Genomic DNA, 22,249 nt, shown 5'->3' on the forward strand with positions numbered 1-22,249 from the left:
GCACCTGTGTGGTCCGGGGACGCGGAAAGGTTGCCGCCCGAATCAAGAAATTTCTAGAGATGTCCCGAGAGGCGTCCCCCGGGCACCACGACCAGGTAGGTGTCGCCCGCCCGGCCTTCTTCCGGCTGCGGGCGGCGGTTGTACTGCGCGGCGAAGGTGTAGGTGCCGGGGCGCACCGCCCGGCCGTCCTTGAGCGCCCATCGGTAGACGACGGCGCCCGGCTCCTCGCGCACGCTCGAGGTGTAGTCGTCGCCGGGAAGGGAGGACCACAGGCCGGCCGGCGCCACGCCTGGGGTGCGCTTGACGCGCATCGTCACCGCGAGCCCGGCGGCCTGCTTGTCGAAGGTCAGCACCAGGTTGTTCTGGGCCCAGTAGGGGTTGCTGTTCGGGTCGACCAGCGCCTGCGCCTTCACCCCGGGGGCGCTTGCCCGCTGGGTCGGGCTGGGCTGGGCGGTCGGCGCGGGGGAGGCCTGCTCCTGCGCCGACCGCGCGGTGCTGCGCGGGTCGGGCCGCCCCTCGGCGGCGGGCGAAGCGGCCGCGGTGCTCGCGCTCGTCCCAGGTACGGCCACAGCGGGCGGTCCGGTGTCGGGCCCCGTCCCGGTCAGCCACCATGCACCCGCCGCGACGGCGGCCACGGCCGCAGCGGGCAGCACCAGCACACGCCACCGCCGCGCCCCGCGCCCCCCACCCGCGCCAGACCCACGGACCCCCGTATCACCAGGCCCGCCTTCAAGCCTGTGCCCGAGTCGCCCTTCGAGCCCGTGCCCAGGCCCACCTCCGTTCACCCGGCCAGGCCCGTCGCCGAGCCGATGACCGGACTCGTCTCCCACCCCACGCCCGAGGCCGTTCGCGCGGACGGCGCCGCCGGAACGCGCGGCCCCCTCAGGCGAGGCCGTCTCGAAGGAGCCGAACTCCGCCTCCAGCCGCACCAGCATGCGCTCGCGCCGGGGCTCGTGGCGGGCGGCCTCCTCGCGCAGGGCGTCGCGCAGCCGGCGATCGTCGTCGTTCACGGCTGCCTCCCCTCCGCCACCGGCGCCGGCCGCAACATCGCCACCAGTTCCGCCGAAGCCTTCGACGTCTGGCTCTTGACCGTACCCACCGAGATGCCCAGAGCCTGCGCCGTGTCCTCCTCCGACAGGTCGAAGGCGTACCGCAACACCACGCACGCCCGCTTGCGCACCGGCAGGCGCAGCAGGGCGCTGCGCACGTCGACCACGGCGGGAACGTCGGGGCCGTCGGCCTGGTCGAGCATCCCCGCGCCGCTGAGCCGTACCCGCTCCCTGATCACGCGCCGCAGCCGGTTGTTGGCGAGGTTGGTGACGATCCCGCGCACGTACGCCAGAGGGCTGGCGGTGGCCGTCACCCGCTCCCACTGGCTCCACGCGGCGGCGAAGGCGTCGGCGGCCAGGTCGTCGGCGACGTCCGGGTCTCCGCTCAGCAGGTACGCGAAGCGGGACAGATCGCGGTGGTGCCGTTCGAAGAAGAGCCGGAACTCCTCGCGGGCACGGTGATCGGCGGCCATCGGGTGCCAGAGCCTAGCACCGGAGATACGCATGGGGCGGAAGTCATGAAAAATCCGGTTTAGGTTGGTCGTATGAAGGCTCGATTCGCGTTACTGATGACGCTCGTCCTCGGCTCGGCCCTGCTCCTCCAGGCGCCCGCCCACGCCGCGGCCACGACCAAGGTCTTCGGCTTCCTGCACGCCTCCAGCCAGGGCCGGCTGTGGTTCGCCAAGGGCAAGCTCTGGCCGCACCCGGAGTACGAAGCCTGGCAGTGGAAGCGCACGGGGAAGTGGAAGCGCCACCGGGTGGCCGACGGCGCCAAGCTCTACGTCAACATCCTGGCCGGCCAGGCACGCCTCAAGCGGGTCTCCTACTCCTGGCTGAACGGCCACCTCAAGCCCGCCTCCACCAAGAACCTCGGCTTCCACGTCTGGCTCCGCAAGGGCGAGATCGTCAAGGTCGAGCAGGTCTACACGCCCTAACGGACACAACGTCGCGGCGCTCACGCTCGAGGACCGTTCCCAGCAGGACGACGCCAAGGAGGACGACGAGGCGGAAACCCGCTGACCGGGCCGACCGGCGCGATCTATACTCCCAGCCGTGACCTCCCGTGAAGAACGAGAGTCAGCAGGTCGCTTCGCCCTGCTGCGCAGGCTCGGAGCGGGGGCGTTCGCCACCGTCTACGAGGCGAGCGACACCCTGGGTGGCGCCGGGCGCGAAGACCTGGTCGCGGTCAAAGTCCTGGCCGAGCACGTGGCCGAGCGCCACGACCTGCGCAGGCGCTTCGCCGAGGAGGTCCGCATCCTGCGCACGGCCGACTCACGCCACCTGGTGAAGGTCGTCGACGCCGACCTCGACGCCGATCGGCCGTACTACGCCATGACCCTGGCCAACGGCGGCACCCTGCAGAACCTGCTCGCCGACGGCACGCCGCTCCCGGTCGAGCGGGTCGTCGAGGTGGTCGACCAGGTGGCCAAGGGGGTGCAGGCGCTGCACCGCGTCATGGCGGTGCACCGCGACCTCAAGCCCGCCAACGTCCTGGTCCACCACGAACGGGACGGCAGCGACCGGTACCTGGTGTCGGACCTGGGGCTGGCCAAGGAGTGGGCGGAGAGTTCGGGGTTCACGGTGTCGGCGGGCACTCCCGGCTACCGGTCGCCGGAGCAGCGGCGGCACGAGGCCAAGGACATCGACGCGCGCACGGACGTCTACGGGCTGGGGGCGATCACCTTTCACATGCTGACGGGGCAGGCGCCCGACGAGTACGAGCGGCTCGCGCCCAGCCGCCTGCGCCCGGGGCTGCCGCGGGCGGCGGACGAGGTGGTGCTGCGGGCGCTGGAGCAGGAGCGCGAGCGCCGCTGGCCGTCGGCGCCCGCCTTCTCCGCGGCCTTGACCGCCGCGATCACCGGCGATCGTGCAAGCGCGGGCCCGGTGGGAGGGGCCGGCGCGGCGGACGTGGGCGAGGACATGGGGGCGGCCGTCGCCGGAGCGGGCGGCTCCGGCCGGAAGCGGGTGTGGCTGTACGGCGGGGCCGGCGCGGTGCTGCTCGCCGTGATCGCCGCCGCGATCATCCTCGTCACCCGCTCCGCCACCCCCGACCCCGCCACCGCGTACCTGCGCGCCGGCACCGACATCCCCCGGCAGTACCACCAGGCCATCGTCACCGCAGGCACCTGGTGCCAGGTCGAGGGCCTGTCGCCCGCCCTCGTCGCCGCCATGCTGAAGGCCGAGAGCGGCTTCGACCCCGCCCTCGTCGACGACGCCATGACCGAGTACGGCATCGCCCGCTGGACCCCGCGTGTCCTGATGGCCTACCTGCCGCCGGAGGAGCAGCACGAGAGCGCCGCCAAGGAGGTCGCCTTCGACCCCGACCGGGCGATCACCGCGATGGGCGCCCTCATGTGCGCCTGGGGCGGCCAGGTCGAGCAGGTCCCCGGCGACCCGTCGCTCAAGCTCGCCGCCGTCTACCGCACCAGCGCCGACACCCTCATCGAGGAGAAGGGCATCCCCGAGCGGCTGACCGGCTACATCTCGAAGGTCGCCCGCTACCTGGCCGACTACCGTCCCTGATCGGGCGGCAGCGCCTCGAGGTGCTCCAGCCGTACGAGGTCGAAGCGCAGCGCCAGCGAGACGAGCGCGGCCCGCTGCCAGTCGGCCTTGCCCTGCCGTCCGTCCTGTTCCTCGGCCGGCCGCTTGACCCGCAGTTTCGTGGTCGCCAGGTAGGTGATGTGCCAGGCGACCGCGGTGGCGCTGAGCCCGATCCGGTCGGCGATCTGCGCGGTGGTGGGGATGAGCACGGAGGCGGGGTCGCGTAGCCGGGGCTCGCAGAGCGCGACCAGCACCGGGAAGTAGGTGGCCGTCGTGTCGAGCGAGTAGGCGACGACGGTCGAGCCGCCGCCGCCGTCGGCGGGCAGTTCGCTGTAGCTGTGCTCGGGCGCGAAGACCAGTAGCGCGGGCCCGTCCTTGACTCCCGGCAGGCAGATGCGGCCGAACTCGAACGGGATCGGCGCCTCGGCCCGCCCCGGCGCCACCTTGACGAACTCGCCGCCCCCTTCGGGGTTCTCCACCACGTAGGTCGCCCGCCTGGAGAGGTTGGACAACGTCCAGTGGTCGCGCACCGCCCTGATCACGCCGGCCGCGCGGGAGACCGCCTGCACCGGCAGCACGATGTCCACGCCCGCGCCCCTGCCGAACACGACCTGCCGGCCCGCCTCCAGGTCCCAGACCTGGCCGGTGCCCTCCACCTGGACGATCACGGATCCCATGTCCCGCACGTTACCCCGCGCACCCCGCCGGGCGTCCCTGGAACGTTCGAGGTACCGCTGCCGTGCCCGCCGCCGCAAGCTTGAGCACGTCAAGGCAGTACCTCACCGAAGGGGGCAACAATGCGCAAGGTTCTCACGACGGCGGCCGTGGCGGCGCTCGCGATCGGGGGACTCGCCGGGTTCGCGGCACCGGCCGCCCAGGCGGCGGCGGCCAGTCACGGGTGCCCGTCGGGCGCGGTGTGCATCTACCCGGGGGCAGGCTGGAACGGCGACCGGCCGACGCACTTCTACTACAGCTACGGGGCGCACAACCTGCGGGACATGTACGGCGTGCACCGCGTCTACAACAACCAGACCGACGGGGCGACGGTCCGCACCTGCACCGGATACAACGGCACCGGCTGCCAGGGCTACATGGGGCCTGGCTGGTACATCGACAAGGACCTGTCGCCGATCAACTCCATCACGCTGCAGCCGTAGCGTGTACGCGCCCCGGGCCGGGCCGGCCCGGGGCTCGCGGGGGCCTACATCGCGGCCAGGTCGCCCGCGGCGATGTAGCCGAACGTCATCGCGGGCCCGAGTGTCGAGCCCGCGCCGGCGTAGCTGCGCCCCATGACCGCGCCGCTGGCGTTGCCCGCCGCGTACAGGCCGGGGATCACGGTGCCGTCCGGGCGCAGCACGCGGGCCCTGGCGTCGGTCCGCATGCCGCCCTTCGTCCCCAGGTCGCCCGGCACGATCTTGAAGGCGTAGAACGGCGGCAGCCAGAGCGGCGCCAGGCACGGGTTGGGCCTGACCCCGGGATCGGCGTAGTAGCGGTCGTAGACGCTGTCGCCCCGGTGGAAGTCGGCGTCCCTGCCCGCCAGCGCGAAGCCGTTGAAGCGGGTGACCGTCTGGCGCAGCGCCGACGACGGCACGCCGATCCTGGAGGCCAGCTCTCCGATGCTCCAGGCCTTGTGCACCGCGCCAGAGGCGTACCAGGAGTCGGGGAAGGGCAGCGTGGGCGCGATGTCCTTGAACAGGTAGCGGTTGCGGTAGTTCTGGTCGACGATCAGCCACGACGGGATGTGCGGGCCCGTGCTGTTGCGGTCGTACATCACGTGCACGACGTCGCTGTAGGGGGCGGCCTCGTTGACGTAGCGCACGCCCTGGCCGTTGACCAGGATGCAGCCGGGCAGGGTGCGCTCGGCCAGGCAGAAGTACGGCTCGTCCGGCAGCGGGATGGCCGGGCCCCACCAGGCGTCGTCCATGAGGTCGAGGGCGGCGCCCGCCGTCCGTCCCGCCCTGATGCCGTCGCCGGTGTTGGAGTCGGCGCCCACGGTCCAGTCGGTGCCGATCGGCTGGCGCTGGTATTCGGTGCGCATCGTCAGGTTGTGCTCGAACCCGCCCGAGCCGACGATCACGCCGCGGCGGGCGCGCATCAGCGTGCCGTCGCCGAGCACGACTCCCGCCGCCCTGCCGTTCTCGAAGTGCAGCCCGGTCAGAGGCGTGTTGAGCAGGACGGGGACGCCCGCTGCCGCAAGCCCGGCGCGCAGGCCGCCGGCCAGCGCCTGCCCCATCGTCAGCGGGATCTCCCCGCGTGCCCTGGCGGCCACCCAGCGGGTGACGACCTCGGCGGCCACCGCCGTACCCCTGGCGTTGACCAGGGCCAGGTTGAGCCAGCGGTAGTCGGCGCTGAAGACCACCGTGCCCTCGGGCACCGGGATGTAGGCGGGGTTGAGCCGGGCCAGTTCTGCGCCCAGCACCCTGCCGTCGAGCAGGTCGGGCTCGATCGAGCGGCCTCCCGGCATGCCGCCGGGGAGCTCGGGATAGTAGTCGGAGTAGCCCTCCATCCAGCGGAAGCGCAGCGGGCTGTTCGCCGTCACGAAGCTGATCATCGCGGGGCCCGCGGCCAGGAAGGCCTGCTGGCGCGAGGCGGGAACCTCCGAGCCGACGACCGCGGCGAGGTACTGCGCGGCCTTGGCGGGCGTGTCCGGCACGCCCGCCCGCAGGATCACCTCGTTGTTGGGGATCCAGATGCCCGCTCCCGAGCGTGCGGCCGAGCCGCCGAACGTCGCGGCCTTCTCGACCACGACCGCCGACAGGCCGAGCTTGGCCGCGCGCAGCGCCGCCGTCATGCCCGCCGCGCCCGAGCCGGCCACCACCACGTCGTACTCGGCGACGCTCGCGTGGGCACGGCCCGCGGTGAGGCCGCCCGTGGCGATCAGGGCTGTGGCTCCGGCGGCGCCTCGCAGGACCTCACGGCGGGTGCGTTTCACGGACACGACGGCTCCTTCCGGTGACTGCTGAGTCAGGGGAGGCACCTCGCGCCTGGCGCCGCACTTGAGCATGCGCTTGGTTGGGAGTGCTGTCAATCGGGGCTGTCAATCGGCGGCGGGCAACCAGATCCGCATGGTGGCCGGGCCGCGGTTGCCCCACCGGTGGTAGGGGATCAGGCGCAGGGGAGTGCTCTCGCCCGGCGCCGAGGCGGGTGAGCTCATGTACGGCCAGGCGTCCGGTTTCGAGGTCAGCAGCTCCGCCTCGACCTCCAGCTCGACCACGCCGCCGGCCTCGTGCTCGGCCGGTGGTGCCTGGCGGACGGCGATCTCGGCCAGGGGCGGCCGGTCGCCAGGCGATTCGGCGCAGTACACCAGGGGGCCGCGCTCGACCGCGACGGTGCCGCGCAGGGCGTCGGCACGATGGTCGGGGCGGGTCCAGCGCGGCGCCATCGGAAGGTCGAGGCTGATCTCGTCGCCGGGCCGCCACGGCCCCGGCAAGGTGAGGTAACCGGCACCGGCCAGGCCGCGCGCGCCACCGGCAGCGTCGTGCGGCCCGGAGCGGCGCGATCCGGCGTCGTGTGGTCCGGCGTCGTGCGGTCCGGCGTCGGGCCCGGCGTGCGATCGGGGGCCCGCTTCCGGGGCCGCGCGGTGCACGCTGTAGCCCGCGCCCCCCGCCCAGGCGGGCACCCGCAGCGACACGGCGCCCTCGCCGCCCTCCAGCACCCGCACCCGCACGCCGCCCGACCACGGATACCCGGTCTCCACCCGCAGCGCCATCCCCGCGCCCCGGATCTCGGCTGGCGTGTAGTGGTGCACCCGCACCCCGCCGGCGTCGGTGGTGGCGAGGTAGGCGGGCAGCGCCGCCAGCGTGCGCGAGATGTTGCTCGGGCAGCACGACACGTCGAACCACGCCGAGCGCAGGCTCGCGGCGGCCGCGTGGCTGACCATCCCGTCGGCGGCGGGCGCGGCCACCCTGACCTGCAGCGGATTGCTGTAGAAGAACGAGTGCCCGTCGAGCGCGACCGCCGTGGCCAGCACGTTGTACATGGTCCGCTCCGCCAGGTCGGCGTAACGCGCCCGGCCGGTGGCCAGCAGCAGCCGGTGGCTGAGCATGATCGAGGCGATCCCGGCGCAAGTCTCGGCGTAGGCCCGGTCGGGCGGCAGTTCGAAGTCGTCGCCGAAGGCCTCGTCGGCGTGGCGCGATCCCATGCCGCCGGTCAGGTGGGTGCGGCGGGCCACGGTGCGCTCCCACTGCGCCTCGACCGTCGCCAGCAGGTCGGCGTCGCCCGTCTCGACCGCCACGTCCACCGCGCCGCTCGCCAGGTAGAGCGCCCGCACGGCGTGGCCGCGCAGCACGCGCGCCCGCCGTACCGGGATGTCGTCCTGGAAGTAGGCGGGGCCGAAGTGGATCGTGCCCAGGGCGGGCAGGCCGCGCCGCTCGACCAGGCGCCGGGCCAGCTCCAGGTAGCGCTCGGCGCCGGTGCTGCGGTACAGCTCGACCAGGGCCATCTCCAGGCAGGGGTGGCCGTCGGTGCGGGTGCCCTCCATGAACACCTCGCACACGTGGTCGGCCGCGCGCAGCACCGCCTCGGTGAACTCGTCGGGACCGTGGGTGCGCAGCCTGGCCACGCCCGCCTGGAGCAGGTGCCCGTAGCAGTAGAGCTCGTGCCCCCATTCCAGGTCGGTGTAGCGGGCCTTCGACCACCGGGTGTTCAGGTAGCCGTCGGGCTCCTGGGCCCGCACCACGAATCCGGCCAGTTCCTCGAATCCGGGATGGCCGGCCCAGGCCATGGCCTCCAGCAGCTTGTAGATCTCCGAATCGGAGAACTCCCGTCCACGTCTGGGCAGCTCGCCACGAAAGTTGCCGACCCAGCCCTCCTTCTCCATCCACTCCAGGCAGTGGGGGATGATCACCTCGTTGTCGAGCCGGACGCGGTCACCCCAGAACCCGGGCTCCAGCCGTACGAAGAGCGGGGAGAGCACGCCGGAGGAGGGCAGCACGGGACTGGTCACAGGGGCTCCTGGTAAAGGGGTCACGAAGGCAGCGTGGATTCGCGGATGACCAGGCGGCAGGGCATGCGGTGCACGCCGGGCGTGGCTCTGCCGTCGATGGCGGCGAACAGGTGCTGGGCGGCCGTGCGTCCGAGCACCTCGAGGTTCATGTCGATCGTGGTCAGCGGAGGCCGCGACTCGGCGGACAGAACCTCCCAGTTGTCGTAGCCGACGACGGCCAGGTCGTCGGGGACCCGTCGCCCGCGTTCCCTGGCGGCCTCGACGAAGCCCGCGGCGATCTGGTCGCTGCCGCACACCACCGCGTCGACCTCGGGGTCGGTGCGGAGCACGATGTCGGTGGCCTGGCGGCCCCAGCGCTGCGACCAGCTGCCGTACAGCACCTCGCCTGACAGCCCCAGCCCGGCCTCCTCCAGCGCGGATCGCACCCCGGCCGCCCGGTCCCTGGCGGCCTGGTAGTCGGCGGGGCCGGTGATGTGGGCGACGCGCCGGCGGCCCAGGGTGATCAGGTGCTGGACGGCGGTGCGGGCGCCCTCCACGTCGTCGGGGACGAACGAGACGTCCTGCGGGTCCTCCGAGGGCGCGTACGCGTAGACGACCGGTATCGGCAGGTCGCGGCTGATCGAGGGGCGCGGATCGGTGCTCTGGCCGACCACGATGAGTCCGTCGACGCGGCGCGACAGCAGGGTGCGCAGGTGGTGCTGCTCGCGGATGGCGTCGCCGCGGGCGTCGCAGAGCAGGACGGCCATCTCGCCCGCGCCGAAGGCGTCTTCCGCGCCGAGCAGCACCGGGATCCCGAAACGGCCGACGCTGTCACTGGTGAGCAGGCCGACGGTTCTGGTCTGGCCCGACAGCAGGCCCTTGGCCAGGGCGTTGGGCTGGAAGGAGAGGTCCTTGGCGGCCTGCAGCACGCGGTTCCTCGTCTCCTGGCGCACCTGGTCGCGGCCGTTGAGCGCCTTGGACGCCGTGGCGATCGACACGCCCGCGAGCGCGGCCACGTCGGAGATCGTGGCCGGGCGCCTCGGTCGCTCAGAGCTCATCGTGCCGAAAACCTTTCTGTCGCAACGCAACTGTTACGTTGATCTGCTGATGTCCATTTTTGCAGACCGTAGCTGCCACGAGGCGGAAACGCAACTGTGGAGGGGCATTGACAGCCCCGACGCTGGGCGTTTACGTTTCCGAAAACCTTTTAGGGACATATCGGGGGATGCGAGGAGAGGATCATGAAGAGTCGATCGCCCCGACGCCGCAGGACTGGCGGCGTGCTCGCTTTCCTGTGCGTTGCCCTGGTGGCGACGGCATGCGGTTCCAGCCAGTCCGGCGAGACAGCCCAGCCTGCCGCGTCATCTGCTGGGGCCCCTGCCGCCAAGCCGGAGCCGGTCACCATCACCGTGTGGACCAGAGCGGCCACCGAGTCGCACACCAAGGCGCTGGCGGAGGCCTACAACGCCGGCCATGACAACAAGGTGGAGGTGACCGCCTACCCGAACGAGGAGTACCCGGCCAAGATCGCGACCGCGGCGGGCGGCAAGAACCTGCCCGACCTGTTCGCCTCGGACGTGGTGTTCGCGCCCAACTACATCTCGCAGGGCCTGTGGCAGGATGTCAGCGCCAGCTTCGCGACGCTCCCGTTCAAGGACAAGGTCGCCCCCGCGCACGTCAAGGCCGCCACCCAGGACGGCAAGCTCTTCGCGATGCCGCACACCGTCGACATCTCGGTGATGTTCGTCAACAAGGGCCTGTACACCAAGGCCGGCCTCGACCCCGACAAGCCGCCCACCACCCTCGCCGAGTTCGCCCAGCAGGCCACCGCCGTTCGCGAGAAGCTGGGTGGCGACACCTACGGCACCTACTTCGGCGGCAACTGCGGCGGGTGCAACGTCTTCACGCTGTGGCCCTCCGTCTGGGCCGACGGCGCCGAGGTGATGAACCCCGAGGGCACCCAGAGCACGATCAACACGCCCCAGATGACCGCGGTGTTCGACGCCTACCGCAAGCTCTTCACCGACGGCGTGGCCGCTCCCGCCTCCAAGGACGAGAACGGCACGACCTGGCTCGGCGCGCTGCAGAAGGGCAACATCGCCATCGCACCGGGACCGTCGGCGTGGCTCGGGCTGCTGGAGGAGAAGGGCATCGACGTCGGCGTCGCCCCCATCCCTGGCGTCAACGGCGGCAAGATGACCTTCGTCGGCGGTGACGTCATCGGCATCAGCGCGACCAGCGAGAAGGCCGAGGCCGCCTGGGACTTCCTGGCCTTCACCCTGTCGGACAAGGTCCAGGCCGATCTGCAGGCCAAGAGCAAGTCCACGGTGGCGCGCACCGACATCGCCGCCACCGATCCGCGCGTCCAGACGATGAACGAGCTCATGGCCATCGGGCGCACGCCGTACGCCCTGAAGTTCAACGAGTCCTACAACGACGGCCAGAGCCCCTGGACCAAGACCCTCCGCGACGCCCTGTTCGGAGCCGGTCCGGCCAGCGCGCTCCCCGCGGGCGTCGAGCCCATCACGCAGTCGCTCAACCAGCAGTAGCACGGAAGCGGCCGGTCGCCCCTCGCGGTGGCCCGCCGCTTCCGACACCCTCCGTGCAGTCGCCGGCTGGAGAAAGAATGTCGAATTCGCAGCGAGTCCGTGACCGGGCGCCCGTGGCGGCGGCCACGCACCGCTCGCACGCTCGCGCCCGCCGCCCGCGGCGGCGCTCGTCCGGGCTGGTCGGCCTGGCCTACGCGAGCCCCGCCGCGCTCATCGTGGGCCTGTTCTTCGTGGTCCCGCTGGCCCTCGTGGTGTGGATGTCCCTGAACAACTGGCCCCTGCTGGCGGCGCCGACGTTCAACGCGCCCGCCAACTACACCCGCATCGCCGACAACGATCTCGTCCTGGACGCGGTCGTGTTCACCCTGAAGTACACCGCCGTGGTGACCGTCCTGCTCTTCACGATCTCCTTCGGCCTGGCCCTGCTGGTCCAGCGCAGGCGGCCCGGCGTGGGGCTCTTCCGCGGCGCCTTCTTCCTGCCCGCCGCGGTCGGCTGGGCGACGGCGACCCTGCTCTTCTTCGGCCTGCTCAGCGACCAGATCGGGCCGCTGAACGACATGCTCGTCGCCGTCGGCCTCATCGACGAGCCGGTCTCGTGGACGGCGGGAGACCCCGAGGTCGCCTTCGGCTCCACCGTCACCCTCGTCATCTGGCGGTGGGCGGGCTTCAACATGCTCATCCTGCTCACCGGCCTGCAGACGATCCCCACGGAGATCTACGAGGCGGCCAGGGTCGACGGCGCGTCCGCCGTCCAGGCCTTCCGCCGGATCACCCTGCCGCTGATGCGCCCGACCATCGCGCTGGTGCTCTGCCTCATGGTGACCGGCTCGATGCTCGGCTTCGAGCAGTTCTACATCCTCACCAGGGGAGGCCCGGGCAACAGCACGACCTCCGTGGTGATGGTCATCGTCAGGGAGGCGTTCGTCCGGTTCAACCTGGGATCGGCGGCGGCCATGTCGGTGCTGGTGCTCATCGCCCTGGTCGTGCTCAACGCGCTGCAACTGGCCTTCATCCGGAAGAGGACACAGTGAACAGGGCCGCCTACTACGTCACCGCGGCCGCCTTCGCGGTGCTGTTCGTCTTCCCGCTGCTGTGGAGCGGCTGGTCGTCGATCAGGCCGGGCGACGCCTTCAGCCTCGACAGCTACCGGCGGCTGGCGACCTACGGCGAGGGCCTGGGCGTCTACGTGACGAACACCGTGATCCTGGTCGTGCTGACGGTCGCGGGCACGCTGACCGTGGCCACCCTGGCCGGCTACGCGTTCGCGCGTTTCCCCTTCCCGGGCAGGGGCGTGCTGTTCGTGCTGACGCTGGCCATCCTCATGGTGCCCTACCCCACGATCCTGATCCCGCTGTACGTGCTGCTGGGCTGGCTGGGCCTGCAGGACTCGCTCGTCGGCCTCGCGCTCGTCATGATCATGTTCCAGCTGCCGTTCGCGGTGTTCATGATGCGCAACGCCTTCGAGTCCGTGCCCCGCACCCTGGACGAGGCCGCCATGATCGACGGGGCGGGGAGCCTGCGCGTGCTGCTCAGGATCCTGCTGCCCGCGGTGGTGCCCGGCCTGGTCACGGTCGGCCTGTTCGCCTTCCTGGCCTCGTGGAACGACTACGTGGCGCCGCTGATCCTGATCAGCTCCAACGACCGGTTCACCCTTCCGGTCGCCGTGGTCAACATGCGCCTGCACAACTTCGGCGCCGTCGACTACCCGACCATGCAGGCCGGCGTCGTCTTCATGGCGCTGCCATGCCTGCTGCTCTTCCTCATCCTGCAGCGCTACTACGTGCGCGGCTTCATGTCGGGGGCGCTGCGCGGATGAGCGGTCAACCCGGAGAATGGAGGTGAGATCGGGAATGCGAATGCCGAACACGTGGGGCGACCGGTTACTGAACCGGTTCCTGCCCAAGGCGAAGGCAGCGGCCTGGTGCTGTCCCGGCGCAGGTTACTGCTCCTACACCCACTGCGGTTCCTGCTACGGCGGCCGCTTTCGGTAAAACGGCCGGTATTCGGGAATTCGCGGAATCGATTCGCCGGATCCTGCCTTTCGCGGGAGACCCGCCGATCGCGGTCGCGGCGGCCGCCGGGGTCGTGGCGGCCGAAGCCGCGGCCGCGGTCCTGCTGCTGATCCCCGGCACGGCCCTGGCCGGGTACGTGCTCGCCGCCGGATGCCTGGCGGCCTTCTCCGTCGTCATCCTCGTCGAACTCCGCCGTCCCGTGCGGGCGCCCTGCCGGTGCTTCGGCGCCTCCGCCGTCCCGCTCGGCGCCGCGCACCTGGTCCGCAACACGCTCCTGGCCGCGCTGGTCGCCGCGGGCCTGGCCGTACGGCACGCGCACGAACCCGCGCATCCGGCGGGCGTCGCGCTCGCCGCCGGGGTGGCGCTCGTGATCGCCGTTCTCCTGATCTTCCTCGTCGACATCGCCGATCTCTTCCGCTCCCGTGCTTCTACCTCGTCGACGAGGGAGGCGTCGTGGTCGAGGGGTCGATGAGCGCGGCGGCCCTGTCAGGTGCTCATCCGGCGGGCCACCACGCCGAGTAGCCGGTCGGCCGAGACGTAACCCCAGTGGCGCGAGTCGGCGCTCCTGACGCCGTCGCCGAACACCGCCAGCCGCTCGAGGTCCGGATGACGCACGACCACCACCTGGCCGCGCCCGACCCTGCCGGGGCGACGGCGGTGTACCAGGACCCGGTCTCCCGGCAGGTACGTCGGCGCCATGCTCTCCCCGCTGATCGTCACGACGGTCCACTGACGCCTGGCCTACCAGAGCGCGGCGAGCGCCACGGCGGCGGCGAGGGCGACCACAGAGGGGGTCATGCGGGGAACGGTACACGCTTGTGTGTCAACCAAGCGCTTGCTACGCTCCGAGACATGATCTCGACGCTGGTCTGGGGCACGGGCAACGTCGGCAGGGCGGCGATCCGCGCCGTCGCGGCCCATCCGGAACTGGAGCTGACGGCGGTCCTGGTACACGACCCCGCCAAGGTCGGCAGGGACGCCGGCGACCTGGCGGGGCTCGGCACCCACCTCGGCGTGGCCGCCACTGCCGACATCGGGGCGGCGCTCGAACGGCGGCCCGGCGCGGTCGTCTACGCCGCCTCCGGCGACATCCGTCCCGACGAGGCGCTCGCCGACGTCACCAGGGCGATCAGGGCCGGCGCGGTGGTCGTCACCCCCTCGCTCTACGCCCTGTACGACCAGCGCAACGCCCCGCCCGAGATGCGCGAGACGGTCCTGACCGCGATCGCCGAGGGCGGCGGCTCCCTGTTCGTCTCCGGCGTCGACCCCGGCTGGGGCAACGACGTCCTGCCCGCCCTCATCAGCGGCCTGGGCAGCACCGTGGACGTCGTGCGCTGCCAGGAGATCTTCGACTACACCGCCTACGACCAGGAGGACTCGGTCCGCTACCTGGTCGGCATGGGCCAGCCCCTGGACTACGACGCCCCGATGCTCGCGCCGACCATCCCCTCCATGGTCTGGGGAGGGCAGGTACGGCTGATCGCCCGAGCGCTGGGCGCGTCGGTCGAGGAGATCCGCGAGACGGTCGACCGGCAGCCCCTGGAGTCCACGGTCAGCACCAAGCGCATGGGCGACTTCGAGGCCGGGACCCAGGGCGCCGTGCGCTTCGAGGTGCAGGGCATCGTCGACGGCCGGCCCAGGATCGTCGTCGAGCACGTCACCCGCATCCATCCCTCGTGCATGCCCTCCTGGCCCAGCCCGCCGGGCGGGCTGGACGGCGCCCACCGGGTCATCATCGAGGGCGACCCGCACATCGAGGTCTCCGTCCAGGCGGTGGACGAGGAAGGCAACTGCGCGGCGGGCGGCAACGCGACCGCCGTCGGCAGGCTGGTCCACGCCATCGCGTGGCTGATCGAAGCGGAACCGGGCCTCTACGACGGCCTGGACGTGCCCCTGCGACCCGGAAGGCTCTCGTGAACGTCGACATCCCGCAGGGCCGCGACCCCATCGAGTACGTCTGGGGCGAGATGGTCCCCGGCATCGGCCCGGCCGCGGCCGGTTTCTCGCTGGCCGTCTACGCGCACACCACGCTGGGGCTGCGCGAGTTCGAGGCGGCCAGGCTGCGCATCGCGCAGATCAACGGCTGCGTCTTCTGCCTCGACTGGCGCACCGAGCGCGACGGCGAGAAGGTCGAGGAGGGCTTCCTCGACGCGGTGTCGGAGTGGCGCACCACCACGCTGTTCGACGAGCGTACGCGCCTGGCCGCCGAGTTCGCCGAGCGCTACGCGCTCGACCATCACGGGCTCGACGAGGAGTTCTGGGCCAGGATGGGCGCGCACTACGACCAGCGGGAGGTGGTGGAGCTGTCGATGTGCCTGGGCTCGTGGCTGGCCTTCGGCCGCCTCAACCGCATCCTCGGCCTCGACACCATGTGCATGCTGCCGCGCCGCTAGCCGGATGTGCCGATAGCGTGGCGTTCATGCGGCTTCATGTGGGATGCGCGATGTGGACGCACGCGGCCTGGCCGGGGCACACGCTGCCGCCCGGCGAGCGGCTGCGCTCCTACGCCTCCCGGTGCACCGCCGTCGAGGGCAACACCACGTTCTACGCCATCCCCTCCCGCGCCACGGTCGAGACCTGGGCGGGCCAGACGGATCCCGGCTTCCGTTTCGTGGTCAAGCTGCCCAAGATCGTCACCCACGAGCGGCGCCTGACCGGCGTCGACGTCGAGATGCGCACCTTCCTCGACGCGATCGAGCCCCTGGGCGAGCGGGTCGAGGCGCTGTGGGTGCAACTGCCCGGCTCCTTCGGGCCCGGTGACGTCGCGGTGCTGGAGAGGTTCCTGCGCCGCGTCCCCCGGGCCTACCGCTCGGCCGTCGAGGTGCGCCACCGGGCCTTCTTCGCCGACGCGGGGGAGGAGCGGCGGCTGGCGCGGGCGCTGAACGGCGCCGAGTGGGTGCCGTTCGACACCACCACGCTCTTCGCGTCGCCGCCGACGAGCGACGCCGAGCGCGACGCGTGGACCAAGAAGCCGCGTGTGCCGCGCCGCAGCGCGGCTCTCACCGACCGGCCGATCGTGCGCTACCTCGGACGCGACGACACCGGACTGACCGTCGAGGGCTGGCGGTTCTGGGTGGAGGTCGCCGTGGCGTGGCTGAACGAGGGCCGCACGCCGACGATCTTCATTCACACGCCCGACAACGCCCAGGCCCTCACGCTGGCTCGCCGCTTCCACGACGAGGTGCGGGCGCGCGTGCCCGGACTCGATCCGCTGCCGGAACCGGTCGAGGTCGAGCCGCCCACGCTGTTCTAGTCGCGAACGGGCAGGTGGCGCTCACGTGACCGGACCGTGATGCGCGGAAACCTTGACGTGATGTGTTGTTAACGCTCACAGTCGACCCAAGCCAGAAAGAGCTAGCCGATCAATGCCAGGCTTCGGCCTGATGTCTGTTAGCGCTCACACACGAAGGGAGTTCCTCGCGTGTTAAAGAGGATCTCGGCACTGGTACTCGCCGCCGTCCTGACGGCCTCCTGTGGCAGCGGGGGTGGCGCCACCAGCGCCACCAGCTCGGGCGATGACACCATCACGATGGGCTTCTCCCAGGTCGGCGCCGAAAGCGGCTGGCGCACCGCCAACACCAAGTCCGTCCAGGACTCCGCCAAGAACGCCGGCGTGACCCTGAAGTTCTCCGACGCCCAGCAGAAGCAGGAGAACCAGATCAAGGCCCTGCGCTCCTTCATCCAGCAGAAGGTCGACATCATCGCCTTCTCGCCGGTCGTGGAGTCGGGCTGGGACACCGTGCTCCAGGAGGCCAAGCGGGCCAACATCCCGGTCATCCTCACCGACCGGGCCGTCGACTCCAAGGACACCACCCTCTACAAGACCTTCCTCGGATCCGACTTCGTCGAGGAGGGCAAGAAGGCCGGCCAGTGGCTGGTCGAGGAGTATAAGAGCTCCACCGACCCGGTCAACATCGTCGAGCTCCAGGGCACCACCGGCTCGGCCCCGGCCAACGACCGCAAGGCGGGCTTCCTCGAGGTCGTCGGCGCCGATCCCAAGTTCAAGATCATCGCCACGCAGACCGGTGACTTCACCCGCGCCAAGGGCAAGGAGGTCATGGAGGCCTTCCTCAAGTCTAACCCCGACATCGACGTGCTCTACGCGCACAACGACGACATGGGGCTCGGCGCGATCGAGGCGATCGAGGGCGCGGGCAAGGTGCCCGGCAAGGACATCAAGATCATCACCGTCGACGCGGTGAAGGACGGCATGCAGGCGCTCGCCGACGGGAAGATCAACTTCATCGTCGAGTGCTCGCCGCTGCTCGGCCCGCAGCTGATGGACCTCGCCAAGAAGGTGCTCAAGGGTGAGCAGGTGCCGCCGCGCGTCGTCACCGAGGAGACCACCTTCACGCAGGAGCAGGCCAAGGAAGTCCTGTCCACCCGCCAGTACTGATCCGCCCCGCCGTACACGGACCCCCGTGGTCCGTACGGCACGCATGGGTCACCCCCACCCGCCGCGCCCGGCCGGCGTCTGTCCAGGGAGACGGCCGGCCGGCGCGCGGGTGGGGCGCCGCGACGCGGATCGAGGAAGAAGAAGAGGAATGCGGTGAGTGGCAAGACGGAGTCCTTGACGGGGCCGATCCTGCTGATGCGGGGCATCGGCAAGCAGTTCCCCGGAGTGGTGGCGCTCGACGGCGTCGACTTCCGGCTGCTGCCCGGCGAGGTGCACGCCCTGATGGGAGAGAACGGCGCCGGCAAATCCACCCTGATCAAGGTCCTGACCGGGGTGTACGAGATCGACGCGGGCACGATCGAGCTGTCCGGGCAGCAGGTGGCCTTCTCCAGCCCCCTGGCCGCCCAGCAGGCCGGGATCAGCACGGTCTACCAGGAGGTCAACCTCTGCACGAACCTGTCGGTGGCCGAGAACATCTTCATCGGCCGCGAGCCGCGCCGCAGGGGCCGCATCGACTGGAAACGCATGCGCGCCAGGGCGAGCGAACTACTGGCCGGGCTCGGCATCGACCTGGACGTGTCGACGCCGCTGTCGAGCCACTCGCTGGCCGTGCAGCAGATGGTCGCCATCGCCCGCGCGGTCGACATCGAGGCGCGCGTGCTGATCCTGGACGAGCCCACCTCCAGCCTCGACGCGGGGGAGGTGGAGCAGCTGTTCGACGTGATGCGCGCCCTGAAGGCGCAGGGCATCGCGATCCTGTTCGTCTCGCACTTCCTCGACCAGATCTACGAGATCGCCGACCGGATGACGATCCTGCGCAACGGCCGGCTCGTGGGTGAGTACCTGACCCGCGAGCTGCCGCAGGTCGAGCTGGTCGCCAAGATGATCGGCCAGGTGCTGGCCGACCTCGAAAAGCTCCACGGCGAGGCCAGGGCCTTCGACGAGCCCCTGGTGCAGGCGCAGGCGCTGGGCCGAGCCGGGGCCGTCGAGCCGTTCACCCTCACCATCCACGAAGGCGAGGTGGTGGGGCTGGCCGGGCTGCTCGGCTCCGGCCGTACGGAGGCGGCGCGGTTGTTGTTCGGCGCCGACCACGCGACCGGCGGCCAGGTCGTCTACGGCGGCGAACCCGCGGCGCTGCGCTCGCCGCGCGCCGCGATGCAACGGAAGATCGCGTTCCTGTCGGAGGACCGCAAACGCGACGGCCTGGTCCCCGAGCTCACCGTGCGCGAGAACATCATCCTGGCGCTGCAGGCCACCCGCGGCTGGACCAGGCCCGTGCCGAGAGAGCAGCAGGACAAGCTCGTCGCCAAGTACATCGCCGCGCTGAAGATCAGCCCGGCCCATCCCGAGATTCCCGTGCGCAACCTGTCGGGCGGCAACCAGCAGAAGGTCCTGCTGGCCCGGTGGCTCATCCTCGAACCCCGGCTGCTCATCCTCGACGAGCCCACGCGCGGCATCGACGTCGGGGCCAAGGCCGAGATCCAGCGGCTCGTCGTCGAGCTGTCCGACGGCGGGGTCGCGGTGCTGTTCATCTCCGCCGAGCTCGAAGAGGTGCTGCGGCTCAGCCACAAGGTGGGCGTGCTGCGCGACCGGCGGCTGGTGGCGGTCCTGCCCAACGACGACGAGCTGACCACGGAGGCGCTCATGGAGACGATCGCCCGGGGAGGCGCGCGATGAGGCGCCTGCTCTGGCCGCTGGTGATCCTGGCGCTGCTGCTCCTGGTGAACGTGGTCTTCACCCCGAACTTCCTGTCGATCCAGATGCGCGACGGCCACCTGTACGGCAGCCTGATCGACATCCTGCGCTTCGGCGCCCCGCTCATGCTGGTCTCGCTCGGCATGACCCTCGTCATCGCCACCGGCGGCATCGACCTGTCGGTCGGCTCGGTCGTGGCCATCTCGGGCGCGCTGGCGTGCCTGCAGATCAGCCAGGACGCCGGCGTCGCCTGGGCGGTCGCCCTCGCCCTCGGCCTGTCGGTGCTGCTCGGAGCCTGGAACGGCTTCCTGGTCGCGACCGTCGGCATCCAGCCGATCATCGCCACCCTCATCCTCATGGTCGCCGGGCGCGGCCTGGCCCAGCTCATCACCGACGGGCAGATCATCACGATCGTCAACCCCGCCTACAAGCTCATCGGCGGCGGCTACCTGCTCGCCGTGCCGTTCGGGATCCTGCTGGTCCTGGCGGTGCTGGCGGTCACCGCCTTCCTCGTCAGGCGGCTGGCGCTCGGCCTGCTCATCGAGGCGGTCGGCGGCAACGCCGAGGCCAGCAGGCTCGCCGGGGTGCGCTCGAAGGGCATCATCATCGTCGTCTACGCCTTCGCCGCGCTGTGCGCGGGACTGGCCGGCCTGATGATCAGCTCCAACGTCTCCAGCGCCGACGGCAACAACGCCGGGCTCTGGATCGAGCTGGACGCCATCCTCGCGGTCGTCATCGGCGGGACCTCGCTGCTGGGCGGGCGGTTCTCGCTCGGCGGCACGATCCTGGGGGCGCTGATCATCCAGACGCTCACGACCACCATCTACTCCATCGGTGTGCCACCGGAGACGACGCTGCTGTTCAAGGCGCTCGTGGTCACCGTGGTCTGCCTGATCCAGTCGCCGGCCTTCCGGGCCAAGGTCCTCGGCCGCCGCAGACGGCCCCCAGCGCCCGGCCCGGTGCCGGGGGAGAAGGTGCGGGTGTCGGCATGAGCATCGCCACCTTGCCCAAGGCCACCGCGGCCACCCTCACCAACCCGCGCTACGTGCCGGTCCTGGTGACGTTCGGGCTGTTCCTGGCCATGTTCGTCGCCGGCGGGCTGCGCTACGAGGGATTCTTCAGCGGCCAGATCATCCTGAACGCCTTCATCGACAACGCCTTCCTCCTGGTCGTCGCGGTCGGCATGACCTTCGTCATCCTTACCGGCGGCATCGACCTGTCGGTCGGCTCGGTGGTGGCGCTGTCGACGATGATCGCGGCGAGCCTGATGGCCGGCCCCGGCTGGCCGCCGTACGTGGTGGTGCCCCTGGTCCTGCTGATCGGCGCGACGCTCGGCGCGGTGATGGGCTTCATCATCCACGTCTTCGAGATCCAGCCGTTCATCGTCACCCTCGCCGGCATGTTCCTGGCCCGCGGCCTGTGCTACACGATCGGCACCGACTCCATCAAGATCGACGACCCGACCTTCACCGCCTTCGCCCAGACGCAGATCGACCTGTTCGCCGGACTGTGGATCTCGCCGAGCGTGCTGATCGCCCTGGCCGTGGTGGCCGTCGGAGCCTACGTCCTGCACTACACGCGGCTCGGGCGCAGCGTCTACGCGGTCGGCGGCAGCGAGCAGTCGGCGCTGCTCATGGGCCTGTCCGTAGGCCGGACCAAGATCGCGGTCTACACGATCAGCGGGTTCTGCTCGGCGCTGGGCGGGGTCCTGCTGTCGTTCTACATGCTGTCCGGGTACGGCCTGCACGCGGTGGGCATGGAACTCGACGCGATCGCCGCCGTCGTCATCGGCGGCACCCTGCTGACCGGAGGGTCGGGACTGCTCATCGGCACCGTGCTCGGCGTGCTGGTGCTCCATCTCATCCAGACCATCATCAGCTTCGAGGGAACGCTGAGCTCCTGGTGGACGAAGATCTTCATCGGTCTGCTGCTGTTCGTCTTCATCCTGCTGCAGCGGGTCTTCTCCATGCGCCGCCCCCGGCGCTCGCCATGACCGAGCGCATCCTTTCTGCGGCAGAATTGGGGCAGTCCAGCGAAAGGAACATCCGTGGGATCGACTGACAGGCGCCGCCCGCCGGTGATGTCCGACGTCGCCAGGCTCGCGGGGGTGTCCCACCAGACGGTCTCGCGCGTCCTGAACGACCATCCCAACGTGCGCTCCGACACCAAGGCCAGGGTGCTCGAGGCGATCGACCAGCTCGGCTACCGGCGCAACCTGGTGGCCCGCGCGCTGGTCACCAACCGCTCGCGCACCCTCGGCGTCGTCAGCTTCGACACCACCCTGTACGGCCCGGCCAGCACCATCTACGGCATCGAGCAGGCCGCCCGCACGGCGGGCTACTTCATCAGCATCGTCAGCCTGAAGTCGCTCGACGCCGCCAACGTGCGCGACGCCATCGACTACCTCACCGAGCAGGGCGTCGACGGCGTCATCGTCGTCGCCCCGCAACGCTCGGCCGCCCGCGCGCTGGAGAAGCTGCCGCAGGGCCTGCCCGCCGTCGCGGTCGAGGGCACCCACCGGGCCAACGTCTCGGTCGTCTGCATCGACCAGATCGAGGGCGCCAGGCTCGCCACCCAGCACCTCCTCGACCTGGGTCACGAGACCGTCTGGCACATCGCGGGACCGCCCGACTGGCTGGAGGCCGAGGGCCGGCTCGAAGGCTGGCGCAGCGCCCTGGAGGCGGCCGGCCGCCAGGTGCCCGAGCCGCTGCCCGGCGACTGGAGCCCGCGCGCCGGCTACGAGGCGGGCAAGCGCCTGGCGGGCATGGACGAGGTGACGGCGGTCTTCGTCGCCAACGATCAGATGGCGCTCGGCGCGCTGCGGGCCTTCACGGAGGAAGGCGTCAAGGTCCCCGAGCGGATCAGCCTGGTCGGCTTCGACGACATCCCCGAGTCGGCGTTCTTCTCGCCGCCGCTGACCACCGTCAGGCAGGACTTCGACATCGTCGGCCGCCACTGCATCGACGTGCTGCTGCGCCAGATCGACTCCAGCGGCCCCGGCACCTACGAGCGGCTGGTCGTACGGCCGGGCTTCGTCGTCAGATCCAGCACGTCACCCGCGCGCTGACCGTGAGACACCTCGG

21 protein-coding genes and 1 pseudogene are annotated in these 22,249 nt (G+C 71.0%); 15 read left to right on the top strand and 7 right to left on the bottom strand.

The genetic code is table 11. The features are described 5' to 3' along the window. Positions 1-53: 53 nt before the first annotated feature. Positions 54-1,010 carry a hypothetical protein gene (locus tag HNR30_RS11350; RefSeq protein ID WP_181609717.1) on the bottom strand — a complete coding sequence of 319 codons (957 nt, stop codon included), beginning with the start codon at positions 1,008-1,010 and terminating at the stop codon, positions 54-56. Next, on the bottom strand, positions 1,007-1,522 hold the full coding sequence (locus tag HNR30_RS11355; protein ID WP_220133410.1) for a SigE family RNA polymerase sigma factor: 516 nt from the start codon (positions 1,520-1,522) through the stop codon (positions 1,007-1,009). The genes HNR30_RS11350 and HNR30_RS11355 overlap by 4 nt, the downstream gene beginning before the upstream one ends. A gap of 72 nt (positions 1,523-1,594) precedes the next feature. Here HNR30_RS11355 and HNR30_RS11360 point away from each other — a divergent pair, with 72 nt between their 5' ends. Both HNR30_RS11360 and HNR30_RS11365 read left to right on the top strand, forming a co-directional pair. Next, positions 1,595-1,984, top strand: coding sequence for a hypothetical protein (locus HNR30_RS11360; protein WP_181609719.1), 390 nt, complete (start codon positions 1,595-1,597; stop codon positions 1,982-1,984). Positions 1,985-2,102: 118 nt separating this feature from the next. Beyond that, positions 2,103-3,572: a serine/threonine-protein kinase gene (locus tag HNR30_RS11365; protein WP_181609720.1), complete on the top strand. Its 1,470-nt coding sequence runs from the start codon at positions 2,103-2,105 to the stop codon at positions 3,570-3,572. Here the strand turns inward: HNR30_RS11365 and HNR30_RS11370 are convergent. After that, entirely contained in the window at positions 3,560-4,267 is a 708-nt protein-coding gene (locus HNR30_RS11370) for an FHA domain-containing protein (RefSeq protein WP_181609721.1), read from the bottom strand. The two genes, HNR30_RS11365 and HNR30_RS11370, sit on opposite strands and share 13 nt — an antisense overlap. A 120-nt stretch (positions 4,268-4,387) precedes the next feature. Here HNR30_RS11370 and HNR30_RS11375 point away from each other — a divergent pair, with 120 nt between their 5' ends. Continuing rightward, a complete protein-coding gene (locus HNR30_RS11375) occupies positions 4,388-4,747 on the top strand; it encodes a hypothetical protein (protein WP_181609722.1) in 360 nt (119 codons plus the stop codon). Positions 4,748-4,791: 44 nt separating this feature from the next. On the opposite strand, the gene kstD is transcribed toward HNR30_RS11375, so the two are convergent. The 3 genes from kstD to HNR30_RS11390 all read right to left on the bottom strand — a co-directional run bounded on the left by kstD (position 4,792) and on the right by HNR30_RS11390 (position 9,572). Next, the gene (kstD, locus tag HNR30_RS11380) at positions 4,792-6,528 is read right to left on the bottom strand and encodes a 3-oxosteroid 1-dehydrogenase (RefSeq protein ID WP_312894338.1); all 1,737 of its coding nucleotides are present in this window, start codon (positions 6,526-6,528) and stop codon (positions 4,792-4,794) included. Positions 6,529-6,627: 99 nt separating this feature from the next. Next, positions 6,628-8,535 (bottom strand): glycoside hydrolase family 127 protein, encoded by a 1,908-nt coding sequence (locus HNR30_RS11385; protein ID WP_181609723.1) that lies wholly within the window; start codon positions 8,533-8,535, stop codon positions 6,628-6,630. A 20-nt stretch (positions 8,536-8,555) separates the two neighbouring features. Continuing rightward, positions 8,556-9,572 (bottom strand): LacI family DNA-binding transcriptional regulator, encoded by a 1,017-nt coding sequence (locus HNR30_RS11390; protein ID WP_181609724.1) that lies wholly within the window; start codon positions 9,570-9,572, stop codon positions 8,556-8,558. A gap of 222 nt (positions 9,573-9,794) precedes the next feature. Here HNR30_RS11390 and HNR30_RS11395 point away from each other — a divergent pair, with 222 nt between their 5' ends. The 4 genes and pseudogenes from HNR30_RS11395 to HNR30_RS11410 form a co-directional block, all read left to right on the top strand. Then, positions 9,795-11,063: an ABC transporter substrate-binding protein gene (locus HNR30_RS11395; protein WP_312894340.1), complete on the top strand. Its 1,269-nt coding sequence runs from the start codon at positions 9,795-9,797 to the stop codon at positions 11,061-11,063. Positions 11,064-11,140: 77 nt separating this feature from the next. Next, entirely contained in the window at positions 11,141-12,094 is a 954-nt protein-coding gene (locus HNR30_RS11400; RefSeq protein WP_181609726.1) for a carbohydrate ABC transporter permease, read from the top strand. Next, positions 12,091-12,879: a carbohydrate ABC transporter permease gene (locus tag HNR30_RS11405; protein WP_181609727.1), complete on the top strand. Its 789-nt coding sequence runs from the start codon at positions 12,091-12,093 to the stop codon at positions 12,877-12,879. The genes HNR30_RS11400 and HNR30_RS11405 overlap by 4 nt, the downstream gene beginning before the upstream one ends. Before the next feature lie 170 nt (positions 12,880-13,049). Continuing rightward, a pseudogene (locus HNR30_RS11410) lies at positions 13,050-13,547 on the top strand (MauE/DoxX family redox-associated membrane protein); the annotation flags it as partial. Between the two features lie 14 nt (positions 13,548-13,561). Here the strand turns inward: HNR30_RS11410 and HNR30_RS11415 are convergent. Continuing rightward, on the bottom strand, positions 13,562-13,795 hold the full coding sequence (locus tag HNR30_RS11415; RefSeq protein WP_312894342.1) for a S26 family signal peptidase: 234 nt from the start codon (positions 13,793-13,795) through the stop codon (positions 13,562-13,564). 132 nt (positions 13,796-13,927) lie between these two features. On the opposite strand from HNR30_RS11415, the gene HNR30_RS11420 reads away from it, so the two are divergent. From HNR30_RS11420 to HNR30_RS11455, 8 genes are all read left to right on the top strand, one after another. After that, positions 13,928-14,992: an NAD(P)H-dependent amine dehydrogenase family protein gene (locus HNR30_RS11420; protein WP_181609729.1), complete on the top strand. Its 1,065-nt coding sequence runs from the start codon at positions 13,928-13,930 to the stop codon at positions 14,990-14,992. Next, the gene (locus tag HNR30_RS11425; RefSeq protein ID WP_181609730.1) at positions 14,989-15,468 is read left to right on the top strand and encodes a carboxymuconolactone decarboxylase family protein; all 480 of its coding nucleotides are present in this window, start codon (positions 14,989-14,991) and stop codon (positions 15,466-15,468) included. The genes HNR30_RS11420 and HNR30_RS11425 overlap by 4 nt, the downstream gene beginning before the upstream one ends. A 26-nt stretch (positions 15,469-15,494) precedes the next feature. Continuing rightward, positions 15,495-16,328: a DUF72 domain-containing protein gene (locus HNR30_RS11430; RefSeq protein ID WP_181609731.1), complete on the top strand. Its 834-nt coding sequence runs from the start codon at positions 15,495-15,497 to the stop codon at positions 16,326-16,328. A 168-nt stretch (positions 16,329-16,496) separates the two neighbouring features. Continuing rightward, entirely contained in the window at positions 16,497-17,471 is a 975-nt protein-coding gene (locus HNR30_RS11435; protein WP_181609732.1) for an ABC transporter substrate-binding protein, read from the top strand. Positions 17,472-17,624: 153 nt separating this feature from the next. Further along, a complete protein-coding gene (locus HNR30_RS11440; RefSeq protein ID WP_312894345.1) occupies positions 17,625-19,148 on the top strand; it encodes a sugar ABC transporter ATP-binding protein in 1,524 nt (507 codons plus the stop codon). Further along, positions 19,145-20,158 carry an ABC transporter permease gene (locus HNR30_RS11445; RefSeq protein ID WP_181609733.1) on the top strand — a complete coding sequence of 338 codons (1,014 nt, stop codon included), beginning with the start codon at positions 19,145-19,147 and terminating at the stop codon, positions 20,156-20,158. The genes HNR30_RS11440 and HNR30_RS11445 overlap by 4 nt, the downstream gene beginning before the upstream one ends. Continuing rightward, positions 20,155-21,159 (top strand): galactofuranose ABC transporter, permease protein YjfF, encoded by a 1,005-nt coding sequence (gene yjfF / locus HNR30_RS11450; protein ID WP_181609734.1) that lies wholly within the window; start codon positions 20,155-20,157, stop codon positions 21,157-21,159. Before HNR30_RS11445 ends, yjfF begins: the two co-directional genes overlap by 4 nt. Positions 21,160-21,246: 87 nt before the next feature. Further along, positions 21,247-22,233 carry a LacI family DNA-binding transcriptional regulator gene (locus tag HNR30_RS11455; RefSeq protein WP_181610026.1) on the top strand — a complete coding sequence of 329 codons (987 nt, stop codon included), beginning with the start codon at positions 21,247-21,249 and terminating at the stop codon, positions 22,231-22,233. Positions 22,234-22,249: the final 16 nt, after the last annotated feature.

The organism is Nonomuraea soli (genome assembly GCF_013761175.1).
In the GTDB taxonomy this organism is placed as follows: domain Bacteria; phylum Actinomycetota; class Actinomycetes; order Streptosporangiales; family Streptosporangiaceae; genus Nonomuraea; species Nonomuraea soli.